18 protein-coding genes, 1 tRNA gene and 2 riboswitches are annotated in these 20338 nt (G+C 51.7%); of the genes, 3 read left to right on the plus strand and 16 right to left on the minus strand.

Annotated features, from left to right (window positions below):
- Positions 1-164 precede the first annotated feature (164 nt).
- The 7 genes from tatC to rmuC form a co-directional block, all read right to left on the minus strand.
- Positions 165-914 carry a Sec-independent protein translocase subunit TatC gene (gene tatC / locus ACVA58_RS27325; protein WP_446513406.1) on the minus strand — a complete coding sequence of 250 codons (750 nt, stop codon included), beginning with the start codon at positions 912-914 and terminating at the stop codon, positions 165-167.
- A gap of 11 nt (positions 915-925) precedes the next feature.
- Positions 926-1267: a Sec-independent protein translocase protein TatB gene (gene tatB / locus ACVA58_RS27330; protein WP_255044776.1), complete on the minus strand. Its 342-nt coding sequence runs from the start codon at positions 1265-1267 to the stop codon at positions 926-928.
- Between the two features lie 3 nt (positions 1268-1270).
- Positions 1271-1528, minus strand: coding sequence for a Sec-independent protein translocase subunit TatA (gene tatA / locus ACVA58_RS27335; protein ID WP_255044775.1), 258 nt, complete (start codon positions 1526-1528; stop codon positions 1271-1273).
- Between the two features lie 68 nt (positions 1529-1596).
- Positions 1597-3231, minus strand: coding sequence for a ubiquinone biosynthesis regulatory protein kinase UbiB (gene ubiB, locus ACVA58_RS27340; protein WP_446513421.1), 1635 nt, complete (start codon positions 3229-3231; stop codon positions 1597-1599).
- A gap of 2 nt (positions 3232-3233) precedes the next feature.
- Complete coding sequence (locus ACVA58_RS27345) at positions 3234-3842, minus strand: ubiquinone biosynthesis accessory factor UbiJ (protein WP_446513407.1); 609 nt, start codon at positions 3840-3842, stop codon at positions 3234-3236.
- A 7-nt stretch (positions 3843-3849) separates the two neighbouring features.
- Complete coding sequence (gene ubiE, locus ACVA58_RS27350) at positions 3850-4605, minus strand: bifunctional demethylmenaquinone methyltransferase/2-methoxy-6-polyprenyl-1,4-benzoquinol methylase UbiE (RefSeq protein ID WP_446513408.1); 756 nt, start codon at positions 4603-4605, stop codon at positions 3850-3852.
- 98 nt (positions 4606-4703) lie between these two features.
- On the minus strand, positions 4704-6236 hold the full coding sequence (gene rmuC / locus ACVA58_RS27355) for a DNA recombination protein RmuC (protein WP_446513409.1): 1533 nt from the start codon (positions 6234-6236) through the stop codon (positions 4704-4706).
- A gap of 225 nt (positions 6237-6461) precedes the next feature.
- On the opposite strand from rmuC, the gene ACVA58_RS27360 reads away from it, so the two are divergent.
- Complete coding sequence (locus ACVA58_RS27360) at positions 6462-7361, plus strand: DMT family transporter (protein ID WP_446513410.1); 900 nt, start codon at positions 6462-6464, stop codon at positions 7359-7361.
- A 125-nt stretch (positions 7362-7486) separates the two neighbouring features.
- Here the strand turns inward: ACVA58_RS27360 and ACVA58_RS27365 are convergent, their stop codons facing one another.
- Positions 7487-8683 (minus strand): multidrug effflux MFS transporter, encoded by a 1197-nt coding sequence (locus ACVA58_RS27365; RefSeq protein ID WP_446513411.1) that lies wholly within the window; start codon positions 8681-8683, stop codon positions 7487-7489.
- A gap of 120 nt (positions 8684-8803) precedes the next feature.
- Between ACVA58_RS27365 and ACVA58_RS27370 the strand changes: the two genes are divergently transcribed.
- On the plus strand, positions 8804-9751 hold the full coding sequence (locus ACVA58_RS27370; protein ID WP_446513412.1) for a LysR substrate-binding domain-containing protein: 948 nt from the start codon (positions 8804-8806) through the stop codon (positions 9749-9751).
- A 153-nt stretch (positions 9752-9904) separates the two neighbouring features.
- On the plus strand, positions 9905-11692 hold the full coding sequence (locus tag ACVA58_RS27375; RefSeq protein WP_446513413.1) for an aminopeptidase P family protein: 1788 nt from the start codon (positions 9905-9907) through the stop codon (positions 11690-11692).
- 146 nt (positions 11693-11838) lie between these two features.
- Here ACVA58_RS27375 and thiH read toward each other — a convergent pair whose 3' ends face one another.
- The 8 genes from thiH to ACVA58_RS27415 all read right to left on the minus strand — a co-directional run bounded on the left by thiH (position 11839) and on the right by ACVA58_RS27415 (position 20040).
- Entirely contained in the window at positions 11839-12951 is a 1113-nt protein-coding gene (gene thiH, locus ACVA58_RS27380; RefSeq protein ID WP_446513414.1) for a 2-iminoacetate synthase ThiH, read from the minus strand.
- Between the two features lie 10 nt (positions 12952-12961).
- Positions 12962-13732 (minus strand): thiazole synthase, encoded by a 771-nt coding sequence (locus ACVA58_RS27385; RefSeq protein WP_446513415.1) that lies wholly within the window; start codon positions 13730-13732, stop codon positions 12962-12964.
- On the minus strand, positions 13733-13951 hold the full coding sequence (thiS, locus tag ACVA58_RS27390; RefSeq protein ID WP_446513416.1) for a sulfur carrier protein ThiS: 219 nt from the start codon (positions 13949-13951) through the stop codon (positions 13733-13735).
- A gap of 7 nt (positions 13952-13958) precedes the next feature.
- A complete protein-coding gene (locus tag ACVA58_RS27395) occupies positions 13959-14720 on the minus strand; it encodes a HesA/MoeB/ThiF family protein (protein WP_446513417.1) in 762 nt (253 codons plus the stop codon).
- Positions 14721-14730: 10 nt separating this feature from the next.
- Entirely contained in the window at positions 14731-15960 is a 1230-nt protein-coding gene (gene thiE, locus ACVA58_RS27400; protein ID WP_446513418.1) for a thiamine phosphate synthase, read from the minus strand.
- Entirely contained in the window at positions 15960-17882 is a 1923-nt protein-coding gene (gene thiC / locus ACVA58_RS27405) for a phosphomethylpyrimidine synthase ThiC (RefSeq protein ID WP_446513419.1), read from the minus strand. Before thiC ends, thiE begins: the two co-directional genes overlap by 1 nt.
- 119 nt (positions 17883-18001) lie before the next feature.
- Positions 18002-18099: riboswitch (TPP riboswitch) on the minus strand.
- A 110-nt stretch (positions 18100-18209) separates the two neighbouring features.
- Positions 18210-19577, minus strand: coding sequence for a voltage-gated chloride channel family protein (locus ACVA58_RS27410; RefSeq protein WP_446513420.1), 1368 nt, complete (start codon positions 19575-19577; stop codon positions 18210-18212).
- An 83-nt stretch (positions 19578-19660) separates the two neighbouring features.
- A riboswitch (Fluoride riboswitch) is annotated at positions 19661-19724 on the minus strand.
- A 239-nt stretch (positions 19725-19963) separates the two neighbouring features.
- A tRNA-Trp gene (locus ACVA58_RS27415) sits at positions 19964-20040 on the minus strand.
- Positions 20041-20338 lie beyond the last annotated feature (298 nt).

The following is a 20338-nucleotide window of genomic DNA, read 5'->3' on the forward strand; positions in this document are numbered from 1 at the left end:
AGCCTCTAGCCTCTAGCCTCTAGCCTCTAGCCTCTAGCCTCTAGCCTCTAGCCTCTAGCCTCTAGCCTCTAGCCTCTTAGGGCAGTATCACAACCCTCCAGATATAAAAAAACCGGCTTTGGCCGGTTTTTTATTGTCTGCAAAGCAGCTCATCTATTACCTTACTACTCTTCGGCTGCGTCATCTTCTTCTGGCTTACGCACATAAAAGCGCGCGAAGAACAAGCCAACTTCAAACAACAAGCACATTGGAATAGCCAGTAGCGTCTGCGAAATCATATCCGGTGGTGTCAGCATCATACCCACCACAAAGGCAGAAACAATGATATACGGCCGCTTGGTACGTAGGCTTTCCGGATCTGTCGCCCCTGTCCAGCATAGCAAGATAATGGCGACCGGAATTTCAAAGGCAATACCGAATGCCATGAACAATGCCAAGACAAAATCGAGGTAGCTGGCAATATCTGTCGCTACCGTGATCCCTTCAGGGGCTGCACTGGTAAAGAAACTGAATACCAGTGGGAACACCACAAAATAGGCAAAAGACACGCCAGCATAGAACAGCAGCGAGCTGGAAAACAGCAGCGGCATGATCAGCTTGCGCTCATGCTTATAAAGACCCGGTGCCACGAAGGCCCAAACCTGATACAAGATCATCGGTACGGCGATAAACACCGAGGTCACCAATGTGAGCTTAATTGGCGTAAAGAATGGCGATGCCACATCGGTTGCGATCATACTCGCTCCTTCAGGTAGACGTTCTACCAAGGGAGCGGACATAAATGCATAGATGTCGTTGGCAAACCATACCAAGCCAAGAAAAACCACAATGACACTCAGGATGGAACGCAACAAACGGTTACGCAGCTCAAGCAAGTGGCTGAATAACGGTTGCGTATCTTCAACAGTAGACATAGTGACTTATATTAATCCTGCTTTTGAGAGGTCGTCGCCGAGGGCTGCTCGTCTTTCTTGTCGGCATAAGGACGCTGCACATCCGAGGCCGCTTTTTTCAGCTCCTCCACAGTGTCCCTCAGCTCTGGCGAGAGATCTTTCATCCCCATTTGCTCGGCTTTTTTCAAGTTTTCCTGAAGTTCCTGAAGCTTGAGCTCCTGGTTCAGTTCATCCTTGACCGAGTTCGCCATATTACGTGCAGCTCCAACCCAGCGCGATACCGTACGGATCGCGACAGGTAGGCGTTCCGGCCCCAGTACAACCAACCCCACCACGGAGATCAGTATTAGTTCCCAGAACCCGATATCAAACACGTGTTAAACCTGCTCTTTGTCTTTTTGGCTCTTTTGAGCCTGGCCAGCCTGCTGTTCGTCCGCTAGTTTCTTCTGATCGAAATCCGCATCAGCTGCTGCGTCTTTCTTCTCAGCAGAAGGCTCTTCATCGCCGATCGCCTTCTTGAAACCTTTTACGGCAGAACCCAAGTCACCGCCCAGCGTGCGCAACTTCTTGGTTCCGAACAACAGAACAATAATTAGTGCAATGATTAGCAATTGCCAGATACTGATACCACCCATGCTTGTTTTACCTCAGCTCATTGTGGTTAATAACAAATCGTATATATGTTGGCTGCATACTTTACCGTCTATTTACGGCAAGCACGCCACCCAAGTAACCAAAACGTGACCCCCATTGCAGCGCTAATGGCCGAATAGGTTTCAACGTGATTACTAAAAAGTATGGCAGAACATACAACCAGAGTTGCACCAATGCCAAAGTAGAACCGTGCCTGGCCCTGGTAACGCCGACTCTCCATGAAATTATCATAGAGTTTATCGATGCGTTGGTTCAACGCATTGCCTTGGCGCAAACTATCATAAAGTAATTCCGGTAGCTCCGGTAATTTCTCTGCCCAGAATGGCGCCCGGGTTTTCACCCCGTCGATCACGGCTTGCGGGCCGACCTGACGGGACATCCAGTCTTCCAGGAAAGGTTTGGCGGTATCCCACAAATCAAGTTGCGGGTACAGCTGTCGTCCCAATCCTTCTACATATAATAAGGTCTTTTGCAGCAATACCAACTGTGGCTGCACTTCCATATTGAAGCGGCGTGCGGTATTGAACAAATTCAGCAACACATGACCAAATGAAATCTCGGCCAGCGGCTTCTCGAAAATCGGCTCGCACACGGTGCGAATCGCAAATTCAAATTCATCGATGTTGGTATCTTCCGGCACCCAGCCAGAATCAACGTGCAACTCAGCGACCTTGCGGTAGTCCCGGTTGAAAAAAGCTAGCAGATTCTCAGCCAGATAGCGCTTGTCTTCCCGGTTCAGGCTACCGACGATACCACAGTCGAGAGCAATCCACTGCGGGTTTTCCGGATTTTCCCGTGCCACAAAAATATTGCCAGGGTGCATGTCGGCATGGAAGAAGCTATCACGAAATACCTGAGTGAAAAAAATTGTCACTGCATTTTCCGACAACAGTTTCATGTCGGTACCATTAGCCACTAGCGCGTCGATATCCGACACCTGGATGCCATAGATACGCTCCATCACCAACAGGTTTTCACGGCTCAAATCGGTATACACTTCAGGCACATAAAGCATGTCGCTGTCTTCAAAGTTGCGCCTTAGCTGAATACCATTGGCGGCTTCGCGCATCAGGTTAAGCTCATCGAGCAAGGTTTTCTCGTACTCCCGTACTACTTCTACAGGACGTAAGCGACGGGCATCAGGCAGGACCTTCTCAAGCAAACCGGCCATCCGGTACATCAAGGTAATATCGGCCTTAATCACCGGCAGGATATCCGGGCGGATCACCTTGAGAACGATCTCCTTACCCGACTCTTTCAAGGTTGCAGTATGGACCTGCGCGATGGACGCCGATGCCAACGGTACCTCGTCGAAGTCGTTGAACCATGTCTCCAGCGGACCACCCAAGGCTTTTTCCATCTGTTCCTTGGCCAAGCGTCCGTCAAACGACGCCACCTGATCTTGCAGCAACGCCAACTGATCGGCGATATGCGGCGGGAACAAGTCGCGGCGGGTCGACATCATCTGGCCGAATTTGATCCACACCGGGCCCAACTCCTGAAGAGCCAGACGCAAGCGCTCACCCAATGGTTTTTCCAGGTGCTCGTTGCGGATCCAGAACAGGGACTTGCGCATCGCCTTTGGCAATTTCAGTCGTGGGTCTTCAGGCAGTAATTCATCCAACCCATAGCGCAACTGAACAGCGGTGATCTGATAAAGGCGCTTAATTTCGGAAAACACCATCATTAAAGCACTTGCTCCACTAGGCGATTTAAACGTGCTTCACAGCGCGCTACGTCCATTTTCAAGTCGTCGACCTGATCGGAAAAATACGCAATTTCCAGCGCCTGAGGAGCCAATCGCCATTCTTCGGTGATCACCTCGGCCAAGTCGCGCTGATGTTTAACCACACCTTGCTGGATAAATCGCGCGCCCTGTTTGGCGCCACTGACTAACGTATGGGCAACGATATCACCGGTATATTGCGATAATTTTTCTTCAACATCCGGCTTGAGTCCACTGAGCAGGGCCGAGAACTGCTGGGCCAGCTGGATATCACCCTCGAGCGATAGCTTGTCGGCCTTAATCAGTTGGGTCAGGTTAGCTTGCTGGCGAAGCTCCGGCAAAACAGACAGATTCAGCGCCAATTGACAGTCGACGTCGCCTTCATAGGCGCCGAGGACATCAATTTGCTGGCTGAAAACAAAGTAAAGCTGCTTGCCAAATTCATTGATAGTCACGCTAATCACCTTCCCCTTCAATCGGGCAAGGCGACGCTGGCTGTCTTCATCATCCTTCAGCAAGGCATTGAGTGAGGTCTCTATCACCCCGGTTACAAACGCATCAACAGGCATGGGTTCCTCAGAATTTGTAGCCACGGTGCAGGGCAACAATGCCACCGGTCAAGTTGTAGAAGTTAGTTTGCTCAAAACCTGCGTTCTGCATCATCCCTTCCAGCGTATCTTGATCCGGGTGCATCCGGATAGACTCAGCTAGATAACGATAGCTTTCAGCGTCATTGGCAATTACTTCGCCCATTTTCGGTAACAAATGGAAAGAGTAGGCGTCATAGATTTTCGACAATGGTTCGACAATCGGCTTGGAGAACTCCAGCACCAATAGACGGCCACCCGGCTTAAGCACGCGGTACATAGAGCGCAGTGCTTTGTCCTTGTCGGTCACGTTACGCAGACAGAAACTGATAGTAATACAGTCAAAGTAATCATCCGGGAAAGGTAGCTCTTCAGCGTTGGCCTGAACATAGCCTACGTTGCCGACAATACCGTTATCACGCAGCTTGCTGCGGCCCACTTTCAGCATCGAGTTATTGATATCGGCCAAGATCACTTGGCCATCATCGCCCACAATGCGCGAGAACTTAGCCGTCAAGTCACCGGTACCGCCACCCAAATCGAGCACCTTGTGGCCTCGGCGAACTCCACTGCAATCAATAGTAAAGCGCTTCCACACCCGATGGACACCCATCGACATCAAGTCATTCATAATGTCGTACTTAGCGGCTACCGAGTGAAATACCTCTGCAACCATTTCTGCCTTGTCGTCCTTGGCTACAGTCCGGTAGCCAAAATGGGTCGTCTCTAGTGTGGTGTCCGTCATGCTACTTCCGTCGTGGTTAACGTATTATTTTGCCCTAGTGTACTTGATGGTTGAGGTTTGCTCAAAGCACAACCTGCATCTAACTCCACGCCACACCTTTATGCTGTCGGGCTATCCTCACCAATCGCGGCCAGCGGCCCATCATCCGCCGCTCCCAGCATAGCTCTTTCGGTCAATAACGGATTGATATCACGCTTAACCTCCACCCCCAACTGGCGGAACCCTTCCGCCTGGCGGATAACATTGCCACGACCCGTCACCAGCTTGTTCATCGCCCCCTGGTAGCTCTGGTTGGCCTTTTCCAATGACGTGCCCATGGCTTCCATATCGGTGACAAACAGTCGCAGCTTGTCATAAAGCTTGCTGGCCCGTTCGGCGATTTGCTTGGCATTTTGATTCTGCCGCTCATTGCGCCACAGGTTATTAATGGTTCGCAAGGCCACCAGCAAGGTGGTAGGACTGACCAGCATAATATTCTGATCCATCGCATCACGGATCAGTCGTGGATCAGATTGTATGGCGGCCTGAAACGCCGGTTCAACCGGAATAAACATCAACACATAATCGAGGCTTTCAACCCCGTGCAGCTGATGATAGTCCTTGCGGCTCAACCCTCGGATATGGCTGCGCACCGAGGCAACGTGCTCACCGAGCGCCAGCTCCTGCTCGGCAACATTGTCGGCATTAAAAAAACGTTCATAGGCTATCAATGACATCTTGGCATCAATGACGACATCTTTACTTTGCGGTAGGTGTACGACGACATCAGGTTGGTAACGTTTGCCGTCCCCATTCTCGAGGCTGATCTGAGTTTGGTATTCATGCCCTTCACGCAACCCGGAGTCACTCAGCACCCGAGCCAACACGACCTCACCCCAGTTGCCCTGCGCTTTGTTGTCTCCTTTAAGGGCCTGAGTCAGATTGACCGCTTCACGCGCCATCTGCTCATTGAGCTGCTTGAGATTATTGATTTCGTGGACCAAGGTATGCCGCTCGCGGGCTTCTTGGTTGAAGTTGTCATTGACCTGCTTACGGAAGCCATCAAGCTGCTCGCGCAGTGGCCCCAGCAAGCCTTCCATACTGATCCGGTTTTGCTGATCGACGGTACGGGTCTTTTGCTCGAACAAGCGGTTGGCCAAGCTTTCAAACTGCACCCGTAACCGCTCTTCAGCATTTTCCAGCAAGGCAATCTTGTCATCGGCCGCTTTCTGCTCTTCAAAATGACGGGCTTCCTGCTCACGCAAATCAGCTTCGAGGCCGGCATTGGCCATCCGGTTGTTCTCCAACTGCTCGGCCAGATATTGTTTCTCATTCTTGAGCGCTTCGAAATGGCGCATTTTCTCCAGCGCTGCCGCGAGGCGACCGTGCATCTGGCGCAACTCAGCTGTCAGCCTGTCGCGCTCAACATCCATTTCATCGAGCTCCTGATTACGCTCGCTGAGTTGGCTCTGGTAATGCTGTTCGCGGCTTTGCGCCAATTTCAGTTCGTTCTCTGCCTGCTGACGCAGAAGCTGCATTTGCTGTTGCCAGCGGTTGTTTGCCAGCCATGCCGCGATAGCCCCCGCCACCGTGGCTCCGGATACACCGGTCACGATAGCCAAACCGTATCCCGACAACCACTCATTTATCATGCTTTGTTCCTGACTCGTTGATTAACCAGCAATTGATCTGCTTTTGCCAATAAGGCTAAGAGGATACTGGATAAATGTCCAGCTTCTCTAGCTCAGAATTGCCCTTCGCAGCAAGCTCACATTCCTTATCGCAATGTTCTGGTCGGTTCCGCCGCAATCGAATAGACTGACGCCCTATATAAGCCCAGCTGCCTTGCCAAAGCAGCAATTGATTATGGATGAACAATGAACGAACGTTATGCGCTCGGGTATGGCCTGGCGGCCGTCCTGCTGTGGTCGACCGTTGCCACCGCTTTTAAGATCACTCTCGATTTCTTTACCCCAGTACAGATGCTAGTTGCCGCCAGTGTGGTTTCGGCCATCGCCCTGGCAGGTATCGCTCTGTATCAAGGCAAACTCCACCTGCTGGGCCGTACCTTTATAGCTAGACCGCATTATTACTTGTTGCTCGGCCTCATCAACCCTTTTGCCTACTATCTGGTGCTCTTCAAAGCCTATGAGCTACTACCCGCGTCCCAGGCTCAGCCGCTCAACTATAGCTGGGCAATCACCCTAACGCTGATGGCCGCCGTCTTCCTCGGCCAGAAAATTCGCAAGCAAGATTGGGCAGCCTGTGCTTTTGGCTACCTCGGTGTGGTAGTGATTGCCACCAAAGGCGATGTCATGGCATTGCAGTTTGATAATCCGACCGGTGTGGCGTTGGCATTGCTGTCGACTCTGCTGTGGGCCATGTATTGGATCCTCAATACCAAAAACCAAGCCGATGCGGTACTCGGTGTCCTGCTGGGCTTTTTGGTCTCATTACCTTTTTCTATTGGCCTGAGCCTTTACATTGGTGGCTGGACCATGATCCCTTGGCAAGGCTGGGCGGCGGTGAGCTATGTTGGCTTGTTCGAGATGGGAATAACCTTTGTGCTGTGGATCAATGCCCTCAAGCTGACCCGCAACACGGCGCGGATCAGTAACCTGATCTTCATTTCACCATTTATCTCATTAATGCTGCTGGCGACGATTATCGGCGAAGAGATCCACCCGTCGACCTTAGTTGGCTTGGTGTTGATTGTATTCGGCCTGATCATCCAGCAGTGGAAAGGTAAAAAACAGCAAACCGAAACGCCGGCTTAACCTTAATCCCGTATAGCAAGCATAAAAAAGCCTGCCACTAAGGTGGCAGGCAAGCGAGTAAGTATGGGTTGTCGAGACCCTGCGCCTTAAAGGGACGGCGTCTTTTTGTTATTGAGCATTTTCTGTTAGGCGGTCACAGGCGCGTGCCAGCGGCGGCCGAATTTAGTCCACAGCAGCAACAAACCTGGGACCAACAACCACATCTGCAGCACCATTAAGTCCGGTGAACTCAGGCCCAGTCGTTGGGTCAGGCTTACCATCGCACCAGCACCACTCATCTGGAACAAACCAAGCAACGCGGCAGCCGTACCGGCACGATCACCAAACGGGGCCAGCGCTTTGCCCGCCGACGAACCAAGCACAAAGGCAAAGCCGAACGAGGACATGAAAATCGGTGTCATAAAGGCCCATGCCTCGGCAATATGGCCGACCAGCAGCATCAGCATGCCAGCCAGTACCAAGATCACCAGACCGGTATTCAGCGTCATTCGCGAGCCAAAGCGGTCAATGTATTTCGGGGCAACCATACAGGCCAGAATGTTCAGCGCGGCATTGATACCAAACCACAAGGTAAACTGGTTCATGCTCTGACCAAGCTCAACCATCAACCACGCGGGTGCCGAAGTGACATAAGCAAGGATAACTGCCATCGCCAACATACACATGCTGGCATGGTACAAGAAAGTCGGCTCCCTAAGGACAGACCAGTAACGTGAGAGGCTAATCGTCGAACCAGATACATCGGTATCGGCCGGGCGGGTTTCACGAAACAGCATCAATATAAACAAGCCCGCCACCAGCGCAAAACCAGCCATGAAGCTAAAGTTGGCACGCCAGCCAAACTGATGAGTCAGCCAAGTTCCCAACAAAGGGGCCAATGCAGGAATAAAGCAGATCGCACCATTAAGGTAGCTGATCATCCGGCCGCTCTTCTCTGGGCCGAAGCTGTCACGCACCGCCGCAAATGCCGCGACCGAAGTTGCACAGGCGCCAAAGCCCTGCAATAAACGGGCAACCAATAACATATCCAAAGACTGGGCAACATACGCCAATGTGGCACTCGCGCCGTAAATCGCAATACCGCCTAGGGCAATAGGGCGGCGACCAAACCGGTCAGCCAGTGGTCCAGCAACTAACTGACCAAGGCCCAGGCTGAACATAAACCACGTTATGGTATCTTGAACCCGGGTCAGATCGACCGCAAAGGTGTCAGCCATCGCAGGCAGCGCTGGCAGGTAAATATCAATGGCAAGCGGGCTGAACAGCACCAGGGTCACCATCAAGGCCACCAGCCGTTTGTCCGCAGAGTTTTTCGGTTGCATAGTATTATCCTGTTGAGCAATGGCGGCAGTTTACGGTGTTCAAGATATGAATAGAAATGGTATATATTCAACACCGATTTTCCATTTAGGAATATCACTTCATTTACGGGGAGAAGTGCCATGTCATTTGAAAAGCTCGCCAGAGTGGATCTCAACTTACTCGTTTGCCTTCATGTATTACTGGAAGAAGGCAGCGTCACGCTGGCTGCCAAGCGACTATGCCTGAGCCAGTCAGCCGTGAGCAAAAGCCTCAACCGCCTGCGCGAGCAATTCGATGATCCCTTGTTCGTCCGCAGCGCCCACGGCATGAAACCCACGCCACGAGCCATGGCCTTGATGCCACTTCTCGAACAGTTACTAAGAGATATCGAACACTTGACTGCACCGGCGGCATTCGTGCCCCAAACCAGCGACCGCCATTTCCGCATGGCACTGGTCGAAAGTGCCTATCCGTTGTTCTTACCCCGCTTCCTCGGGGATATTTTTGCCGAAGGGCCCAATATCATTCTCGATACCCAGGCCTGGGAACCCAACACCTTTGAAAAGCTGATCAATGGCGAAGTGGACTTCGGGATTACCGGAAAAGATCTTAACCCCAAAGATGCGATGCTGACTCTAATGCCACCCAAAGGGATCATTTTTACCGAGCTATGCCAAGACACCCAGCGCTGCTTGGTGCGACAGGGACACCCAGTTCTGGCCAAAAAATGGGATCAGGACAGCTACCTCAAACAGCGCCATATCCAGGTCCGCTGCGGAAACGATGACCGCTGGCTGCTCGACTACAAACTGGCAGAAAAAGGCCTTAGCAGGGATATCGCCATGTATGTGCCCGACTTCAACAGTGCCGCCAGCCTGTGTACCCATACTGATCTAGTGTTCACGGCCCCGAGCCACTTTGCTGACTACATAGCCGCCCAACTCGACTTGGTGGTGCTACCGCTACCACCAGTACTTCCTCCTATGGCCTACACCCTATTTTGGCATCAACATCAAGAAAAAGACCCTGGACATAGCTGGTTACGGCAAATTATCACCTCACGCTGCCGTGATTTGTCTGTTAGCTAATTGCAGCTATTACGCAAAAGCGCTAATTTAGGGAGATCAGCCTGAACAGCCAACATTGCCTGTCCGCCACATAACGGATAGGGGTATTTGTTATTCGGGCTGGCCTTATAGCCGTCACATGGACGGTGACTCAGTGAAAGGAAAAATACACACATGCAAGCAGTTATCTCGCAGCGCGTCGCGCAAATCCGCCAATGGCTGGAAGCAAACCAGCTCGACGCCCTTTTGATCCCCCACGAAGATGAATACCTGGGCGAATATATCCCGGCCCATAACGAGCGCCTGCTCTGGGCGACCGGCTTTACTGGCTCTGCGGGTATGTCAGTAATTGCCCGAGATAAGGCAGCCATGTTTGTCGACGGCCGCTATGTGGTCCAAGTCCGCAAGCAAGTTCCGGGGGAGGTATACGAATACCGCCACCTGATTGAGGAGCCACCAGTACAATGGGCATTGAACAACCTGGCACCGAATAGCAAAGTGGCTATCGATCCACGTCTGCACAGCGCAGCCTGGCTGACCCGTACCCAAGCCCAAGTAGCCGGTGAATTGGAACTAGTCAGCATTGCCGAAAACCCAATCGAGCTATTTTGGTCCGACCGCCCAGCAGCGACCTTGTCGCAAGCCAAACTGATGGGACTGGAGTTTGTTGGCCAGAGGAGCTGTGACAAACGAGAGCTGATTGCTGCCGAGCTCACCAAACAAAAAGCCGACGCCGTCTTACTAACCCAGCTAGACAGTATTGCTTGGCTGCTTAACATCCGTGGTAGTGATGTACCTAGCCTACCGGTTTTACTATCAACGGCACTACTTCATGCCGATCAAAGTGTCGACTTCTATATTGACCCAAGTCGCTTGCCAGAAGGCTTCGCCGCCCATGTTGGCGAAGGCGTGCGCGTCAATGCTCCAGATGCACTGGAAGCTGGGCTACAGCAGCTATCAGGCAAAACCGTGTTGGTTGACCCGGCTACCAGCAATGCCTGGGCCAGCCAAACCTTGCGTGATGCCGATGCCACACTGCTAGAAGCCGCCGATCCTTGCCTGCTGCCGAAAGCCGCCAAGAACCCAACGGAAATTGCCGGCATGAAAGCCTGCCATATCCGCGATGGCGTGGCAGTCAGCAAGTTCCTCGCTTGGGTAGATAGCCAAGTCGCACAAGGCAACCTACTGGACGAAGGCACCCTGTCGGACAAACTATGGCAGTTCCGCAGCGAAGACAGCAGCTGCACCGATGTCAGCTTCGATACGATTTCGGCCGCCGCCGGTAACGCAGCCATGTGTCACTACAACCACAATAACCAGCCCGAACCAAGTGTGCTGGAAATGGACAACGTCTACTTGGTTGATTCAGGCGGCCAGTACCCAGACGGCACGACCGATATCACCCGTACCATCGCTATCGGCGAACCAGGCGATGAGGTCAAGCAAACCTTCACCTTGGTGTTGAAAGGCCACATCGGTTTAGCATCTGCCCGTTTCCCGAAAGGCACTACCGGTTCACAGCTAGACGCCCTTGCCCGTCAGCACCTGTGGGCCTACGGCTTTGATTACGATCATGGTACCGGTCATGGTGTCGGTCACTTCCTGAGTGTCCACGAAGGCCCGCAGCGTATTGCCAAAGCACATAACCCAACCGCCCTGCTACCGGGCATGGTGCTATCGAACGAGCCGGGTTACTACCGTGCTGATGCCTTCGGCATCCGTATCGAGAACCTAGAACTGGTAGTGGAAGTGGAAACTGCCGGTGATATGACTGTAATGGGCTTCGAGTCTCTGACCCGCGCCCCTATTGATCGTCGCTTGGTGGATCTGTCGCTGATGACGGACGCTGAGCTAAACTGGCTCAACAACTACCACCAGACAGTATTCGATGTGCTGAGCCCATCGCTGCAAAGTGACGATCTGGCGTGGCTAGAACAAGCGACAGCACCACTAGGCCGTTAATAGCCGCATTGATAACATATAGCGCTAGCACCAAAATGAAAACGCCCGCACAGGTATTCTGTGCGGGCGTTTTGTTATTCATTGATACCCTGCTGTGTGGTATTTGGCGCTAAAGCAAAGAGAAAGTGCCAAATAGCCACAGCTTGTTACCCTGAATAGGCGTGATGCCAGTCTTTCCACACCACCTCAAAACCCCGCTGCTTAACCGCTGCCGCGACGTCGACTGCAGGCCGTTCATCGCTGATCGCAAACTGCTCCAGCTCCGGTACATCATCGGCATAGCCACCCGGCTGGGTCTTGGACTCGGCCGACATGGTGGTGATCCCCAACGGCAACACATTATCGCGGAACTGCGCCGATTCCCGGGTCGACAGCGACAGCTCAACCTCAGGGTTAAACAATCGATAGGCACAGATAAGTTGCACCAATTGGCGGTCATCCATCACCGATTTTGGCTGCAAGCCCCCTTCACACGGACGCAGGCGCGGAAAGGAAATAGAATAGCGCGTTTGCCAGTAGGTACGCTCAAGATAGTCAAGATGCGCAGCGGCAAAGAAGCAGTCAGTTCGCCACTCTTCAAGGCCTATCAAGGCGCCGATCCCGATCTTATCAATCCCGGCTTTTGCCAAGCGGTCAGGTGTGGCTAACCGGTACTCAAAATCCATTTTATTACCGCGCAAATGATGCTGGGCATAAGTCGGTGCACTGTAGGTTTCTTGATAGACCATCACCGCATCCAAACCGAGGGTTTTCAGCTCGGCATATTCATCCTGCTTCAGCGGTTGGACTTCCATTGCCAGGTAACTGAAATGGGATTTGATCGCCGGCAGTGCCTCTCGGAAATATTCCATTCCGACTTTACGTTCATGCTCACCCGTCACCAGCAAAATGCTATCGAACTGTTTGGCTTTGATCGCCTCGCATTCACGTACTATCTCGGCAACATTCAAAGTGCGGCGCTTGATGCGGTTTTCCATTGAGAAACCACAATAGGTACACGCATTGGCACACAGATTAGAGAGATATAACGGAATATAAAACGACACCGTATGGCCGAAGCGCTTGCGGGTTAATGCCGCCGACTGCTGTGCCATCTGCTCGAGATAAGGTTCAGCTGCCGGCGAGATCAGGGCTTTGAAATCTTCCAGATCGCGTTTTGGTTTGCGCAACGCCCGCTCAACATCAATCGCTGTCTTGCCATAGATAGACAGCCGGATATCATCCCAATCAAACTGCTTCCACTCATCAACGAAACTCATTACAGGCTCCTTAAGCAGGCTGATCCAAGAAAGCGGTTAAAGGGCTTGAGGCAATAGCATGGTTCACCGTTCCGGCCAATCCAGCCTCATAAGCCATCCGGCCACTCTCTACCGCTAATTTAAAGGCACGTCCCATCGCAATCGGATCGGCCGCTGCCGCAATCGCTGTATTCACCAATACCGCATCCGCCCCCATCTCCATCGCTTCGGCAGCATGAGATGGCGCACCAATACCGGCATCAACGATCACCGGCACCCTCGCCTGATCAATAATGATTTCAAGGAAGTCACGCGAAGCCAGACCTTTGTTAGAGCCAATCGGCGCCCCCAGTGGCATGACCGCAGCACAGCCCACTTCTTCCAAACGCTTACACAGTACCGGATCGGCATGGCAATACGGCAGAACAATGAAGCCTTCTCGCACCAGTTCTTGGGCTGCCGTCAGGGTCTCAATCGGATCAGGCATCAAGTACTTCGGATCAGGATGGATTTCCAACTTCAGCCAATTGGTACCCAGTGCTTCACGAGCCAGTTTGGCCGCGAATACCGCTTCCTTGGCATTTTTGGCTCCGGAAGTATTTGGCAGCAGATAGACCCCAGCCTCAATCAACGGCGCAAGAATATCATCATCACGGCTGTCGATATCCACACGCTTAAGAGCCATGGTTACCAACTCAGAGCCAGAGGCAATGATCGAACCAGCCATAGCCTGGCGGTTGGCGTACTTACCGGTACCGGTAAACAAACGTGACGAGAACGTCTTATCAGCGATAGATAGCATTTATCCTCCTGCAATCGCTTGGAACAAGGCGATGCGATCGCCAGTGCTTAGTACTGTTGTTTCCCACTCATTGCGGGCCACAATATCTTCATTAAGCGCTACCGCAGTAGCCTGAAGTGGCATATCCAGTTGGATCAGCAGAGCGTTGAGAGACTGCCCTGCAGGCACCTCAACCGGTTTATCATTGACCTGTACTTGGATCAGAGTCGTAGTCGTCATAGTGGTTTTATTCTCCCGTCCCGCAAACTGGGCACGATCTATCTGTTGGTAATTGAAAGGCTTGCCAGCCCATCGTCAGACCATCGAACTGGCGAAGGGAGCCAAAGCCCACTTCACCAGCACTAGTCAGTAATTTTATGGTTTCCAGTGCCTGCAAGTTACCCACGGTGCCAACAACCGGCCCGGCAATGCCTGAGTTACTGCAATTTTGCGGCTCATCAACAGCCCCTGCCTGACGCGGGAACAAACAGTGGTAACACGGCCCCTTACCCTGGCGAAAATCAAACGCCATCAGTTGACCTTGCCATCGAATAGCAGCCCCTGAGATCAGCGGTGTCTTGGCATTAAAGCAAGCTTGGTTAACGGCATAGCGGGTTTCTAGGTTATCGGAACAATCAAGCACCACATCGGCCAGCGACACTTCCATCGCTAGTCTCTGATCAGCAAGCCGAGCCTTAACGGCTCGGATACGTATATATGGGTTTAACGCCTGCAGTTGCTCTGCCGCCATTTCAGCCTTGGCTTTGCCTTGATCGCTATCACGGTAAACCACCTGACGCTGCAGGTTAGAGCTATCGACGGTGTCATCATCGGCAATCACCAGATTCCCGATCCCTGCACCAGCAAGGTACAAAGCCGCCGCCGATCCCAAACCGCCCGCACCGACCAACAACACCTGAGCGTTGGCCAATGATTGCTGACCCGCCTCGCCGATCTGCGGCAGCATGATCTGACGGTTATAGCGAAGAAATTCCTGATCACTGAGCATGATTACCGTCCTATTCGGCTGGATTACGGACCAAGATGTCGTCAAATGCCGCGACCGCCTGTGCCGGATCCTCCGCTTGGGTGATGGCACGTACAACTGCTACACTGCTCACCCCTGTACGCCACACCCGCTCGGCACGCGATAGGTCAATACCACCAATCGCGACAGTCGGGAAAGCATCGCCAATCAACTTCTGATACAAGGCTAATCGGTTCAACCCCTGCGGCTTGGATGGCATGTCTTTGGTTGTGGTCGGGAAGATATGACCCAATGCAATATAGCTTGGGGAAAATTCTGCCGCCCGCAGGATCTCGTAGTAACCATGAGTTGAAAGGCCAAGACGAAGTCCAGCCTTTTGGATAGCCGCTAGATCAGCAGTCTCCAAATCTTCCTGCCCCAAGTGGATTCCATAAGCTTGGTTATCGATCGCCAGTTGCCAGTAATCATTCACAAATACCTGAGCACCGTGCTGAACGCCTGCCTCAACGATATTGGAGATCTGGGCGGCCAATGTCGGCTCGGACGGATCTTTGATCCGCAACTGGGTAGTCTTCACCCCCAGATCGAGCAAGCGGATTACCCAATCAGCGGTATCGACAACCGGATACAGCGCCAACTTATCGCGCTCGACCGTGGCAAACGGCGCCACAGCAACTTCTTTGCTTACCCAACCAAGCGCGCAGCTTTCAGGGTGGTTGACAGTCAGTGGGCGTGGGAACAGCGAGCGCATCATCGGCCAGCCAGTTTCACCATAGCCGTCTGAATGACTTTCCAAATAGCCACGGGCATGGGCGCGCGACAGGGTTACCGCATCTTCCAGCGGGTAGTCCAATGCCAGAGCAGCCAGCAACATCGCACGCTGCGGCTCACTCGCACCAGCATGATGACAATACACGGCACGGGCTTCACCGAGATGATGCCAAATATCGACACAGCCTCGCTCTGTCGGTAGTCCACAGACAACCAGCGCCGGATTCTCCGCCACCTGATGCTGCATCTCAGCCAATGATGGGTAAGGGGCGATCCACTGATCGCGCACCTCCAGCCCCTGTGTCCCTGTTTCAGACGGATTAAACGCCAACTTGAAGGCCACGCCGTCAAGCTGAATGTCTACCACCTCCGATCCGCTCCACTCCATACTAACGGCCTCACCGAGCTGATATTTGTCGGCGGCTGCCAACAATGGCTCAATGTGCATCAGCAATGGCGCTAAGTGATCGGGTAAACACAACGCGTTCATTAACTTTCCTCTTTAATTGGGTGATAAAGTTCACTCCCCCTGGCCCGGAATTCATCGGATTTTTGCTGCATGCCTTCAAGTGGGTCATCCAACATTTTTACCGCTAAATCACCTTCTTTTTCCAGCCCTTTCGCATAGTCACGAACTTCTTGTGATATCTTCATTGAGCAGAATTTCGGTCCGCACATCGAACAAAAATGCGCGATCTTGCCGGATTCCTGAGGGAGTGTTTCATCATGGTAGGCTCGAGCCGTTTCAGGGTCTAAAGCCAGATTAAATTGATCTTCCCAACGGAACTCAAAGCGTGCCTTCGACAAGGCGTTATCGCGTACTTGAGCACCGGGATGGCCTTTTGCTAAGTCTGCCGCATGGGCACACAATTTGTACGTGATCAGCCCCACCTTTACATCTTCTTTATTCGGTAAGCCGAGGTGTTCTTTAGGAGTGACATAACACAGCATGGCGCAGCCGTACCAGCCGATCATGGCAGCACCGATGCCAGAGGTAATATGGTCATAGCCCGGAGCAATATCAGTAGTCAGAGGCCCCAATGTATAAAACGGCGCTTCATCGCAGTGCTTGAGCTGCTCTTCCATGTTTTCCTTGATCATGTGCATCGGCACATGGCCCGGGCCTTCGATCATTACCTGGACATCGTATTCCCATGCGATCTTGGTCAGCGCCCCCAAGGTACGCAACTCGCTAAACTGTGCCTCATCGTTGGCGTCAGCCACCGACCCCGGACGCAAGCCATCCCCCAATGACAGGGCAATATCGTACTGGGCACAGATTTCACATATTTCGCGGAAGTGTTCATACAAGAAGCTTTCCTGATGATGAGCCAAACACCATTTGGCCATGATCGAACCGCCGCGCGAGACAATACCGGTGACCCTTTTGGCCGTCATTGGGACATAGCGCAACAAGACACCAGCATGGATAGTAAAGTAGTCAACGCCCTGCTCCGCTTGTTCAAGTAGGGTATCGCGGAACACCTCCCAGTTAAGGTCCTCAGCAATGCCGTTCACCTTTTCCAGCGCCTGATACATAGGCACGGTGCCAATCGGAACCGGGCTGTTGCGAATGATCCACTCGCGAGTTTCGTGAATATTTCGGCCTGTTGAGAGATCCATCACCGTGTCGCCTCCCCAACGAGTAGACCACACTAATTTCTCAACCTCTTCTTCGATAGAAGAGCTAACCGACGAATTGCCGATATTGGCATTCACCTTGACCAAAAAATTACGGCCAATGATCATCGGTTCAGATTCAGGGTGATTTATATTACAAGGGATGATAGCCCGGCCTTCGGCAACTTCACGGCGGACAAATTCAGATGTGATTTCTTCAGGAAGATTTGCCCCAAAGGCCATGCCTAGGTGCTGTTGGTTTAGCGCTTCATCGCGATATCTTGCTCGCCCCATGTTCTCACGAATGGCGATAAATTCCATTTCGGGCGTAATGATCCCCTGACGGGCATAGTGTAATTGAGTGACATTAGCCCCAGCCTTGGCGCGACGGATACGAGCCTGCTGTTCAAAGCGCAGCTCATCAAGCGTGTCATCGGCCAAGCGAGCCTTGGAATATTGCGAGCTTAACTCATCAAGGTACTCGGTATCTCCCCGCTCCTCAATCCATGACTCACGCAGTTTAGGCAGGCCGACATAGATATCAGCCGGTTGATCCGGATCGGTATAAAAGCCCGAAGTGTCATAAACACGGATTGCTTCATTGGGCTCAAAAACGGGATCGTCTTTGGTACCACCAACTAGGCTATCGGCCAAGTTGATTTCACGCATGGGTACACGGATATCTTCGCGGCTACCGGTAACATAGACTTTCCGAGAGCTAGGGTAAGCCTGGGTGGTCAGTGAATCGATAAATTGTTTCGCTTCCAGTCTCGCTTGTTTGCGATTCGACATAGCAATTTCCTTTTTTATCCATAAAAGGGGAAGTTGCTTGGCGGATGGGTGCGTAAACAAGAGGCTATACGTAGGGTGTATAGTTTCGTCTGATACTGTCACTGTGAATACAGTGATACAGAAGAGTCTCTCTTGTTCCCTTCGCAGGTATTAGCCTGATCAGGTTCTACGGATCCCGCAATGCGGTCTCAGCCAAATGGCACTCCGACAAGTTGAATTAGCAGTATATGGAAGGGGTTCAGCCACGGCAAGGTAGAACCCACAAAATTAATACTTAATTGGCAAAAACATTGTTACCTTTGCATAACACACTACGCCCTCACAAAATTATTTGAAGCGCTTCACAAGTGACTTAAGCAATGAAGAATGAGTTTCTCTCAACTCACCCAGCTTATGGGTGATCTTCGGTGCGCCATCCAGATCAAGCAGCTTAGGTACCGCCACTCGCTGCGATGAATAGATCCCAGTGTGGCCACTGAAGAAATATGCGGTATAGCAAGCTATTGCGAAATACAGCATGTGATCGGCACCGAATAACTCCACCCCCATAATGGTACAGGCAAGTGGTGTATTAGTTGCAGCGGCAAATACCGCCAGGAAGCCAAGAGCGGCAAACAAGTCAACTGGGGCACCGAGCACCCAAGCCATAGTATTACCCAGGGTTGCACCAACGAAGAACAGCGGTGTGACCTCGCCGCCCTTATAACCAGCAGCAAGGGTGATTGCAGTCAACAACAGCTTGATTAACCAGCTATACCATTCGGCCCCCCCCTCCTGGAAAGCAGTTAAGATACTGACACCACCTTCTCGGCTTGAGTAAACACCCAGACCGATATAGTCATAGTTACCAATTAGCTGCACAGCACCAATAACAATTAAACCACCAACCACCACAATCAAATACGGGTTTTTAAGAGTCGCCTTTAAGATATCTTTGAAGGCATGGGTTAGCTCACCGAACAAATACCCCGCCAATCCAAATGCTACCGCTGCAACAACAATCTTGGCGATCATCCACAGGTCCACTTTGACCGCATGCTCAAACAAGGTGATGGTTTCAAGAAAATCAATTCGGTAGTGAGTATGGTGCACGCCCCAAGCAGAGCAAACCACATCAGCCAAAATCGCAGCGAACAAGGCTGGAATTATCGCATCATAACGCAAGCGGCCTATCGCCAGTACCTCAAGGGCAAAGATAGCACCTGTCAACGGGGTACCAAATACTGCACCAAAGCCAGCTGCTACTCCAGCAATCAGAATAAGGCGAGTATCAGACTCATTTAGCTTAAACTTACGTGCTAACCAGTGAGTAGATGCACCACCAATTTGCACGGCCGTCCCCTCACGGCCAGCCGAGCCACCAAACAAGTGAGTTAGTACGGTTGTTACCAATACTAAAGGTGCCATACGGGCTGGAATACCTGCACCGGGTTCGTGAATCTCATCCATGATGAGGTTGTTACCACCCTCGGAGTTCTTCCCCAAATTTCGGTAGCAGTAAACAATCACCAGGCCAGCCAACGGCAAAAAGTAAATGAGCCATGAATGATCAATTCGAGTTGCAGTAGCAACACTGAGGATCCACAGGAAAAAGGCATTCAGCGAGCCGACGATAACGGCAACGGGAATAATGAGAAGCGTCCAACGGAGGATTTGGACGAAAATTTTAGGATTTGAACTTAATGGATGCGCCATACCATATCTATCTTTATCTCGGATTACTCTCAAGGATAGATGCTATGGCAAATAAAAAGCCCCACCATAGACGGATCTATCCTACTACAGCAGGAGTCATTATCTCGGTTGAGCGGTTAAAGGTGGAACTCCATCACCCGTCAGCGTCTTAAAGCGATGACAAGGGATAAATGCTATCGCTTATCCCCACAAACAACAAGTAATAATATCCAGTTATATATGGCAAACGTGCCTGTATTTGTTCTGAGGGTATTAATGTAGTTAGGCTAAACGGCTTCTGTACTCCGGAAGTTCTATGCCGCTGGCGAACCAGATATCAACAATACCTCATCTCAGAAACAAACAGATATAAAAAAGCCCCAGTCCTTCGACTGAGGCTTCTAATATGGCAGGGGTGGAGAGATTCGAACTCCCAACACGCGGATTTGGAATCCGCTGCTCTGCCAATTGGAGCTACACCCCTAATATATTTATCATTCTACTAACAATACACTGGAGATCAAACTGAATTTATCAAACCGAGTCACAGTATTGATAAATATAGGAAAGTATCGCGCTTTGGTCTTCACATGCCAAAACGAGAAAAGTTCCAGTATTTCTGCCGGAACGCATAGTCTAGAGCCTTGAATGTGCTAGAGGGGTTGGGGCGCTCCAAATCTCAACATTGGTTCGCAGAAACAACAAATGCAAAAAAGCCCCGACATTTCTGTCGAGGCTTTCGAAGGTGGCAGGGGTAGAGAGATTCGAACTCCCAACACGCG

The sequence above is a fragment of the Photobacterium sp. DNB22_13_2 genome, assembly GCF_052873915.1.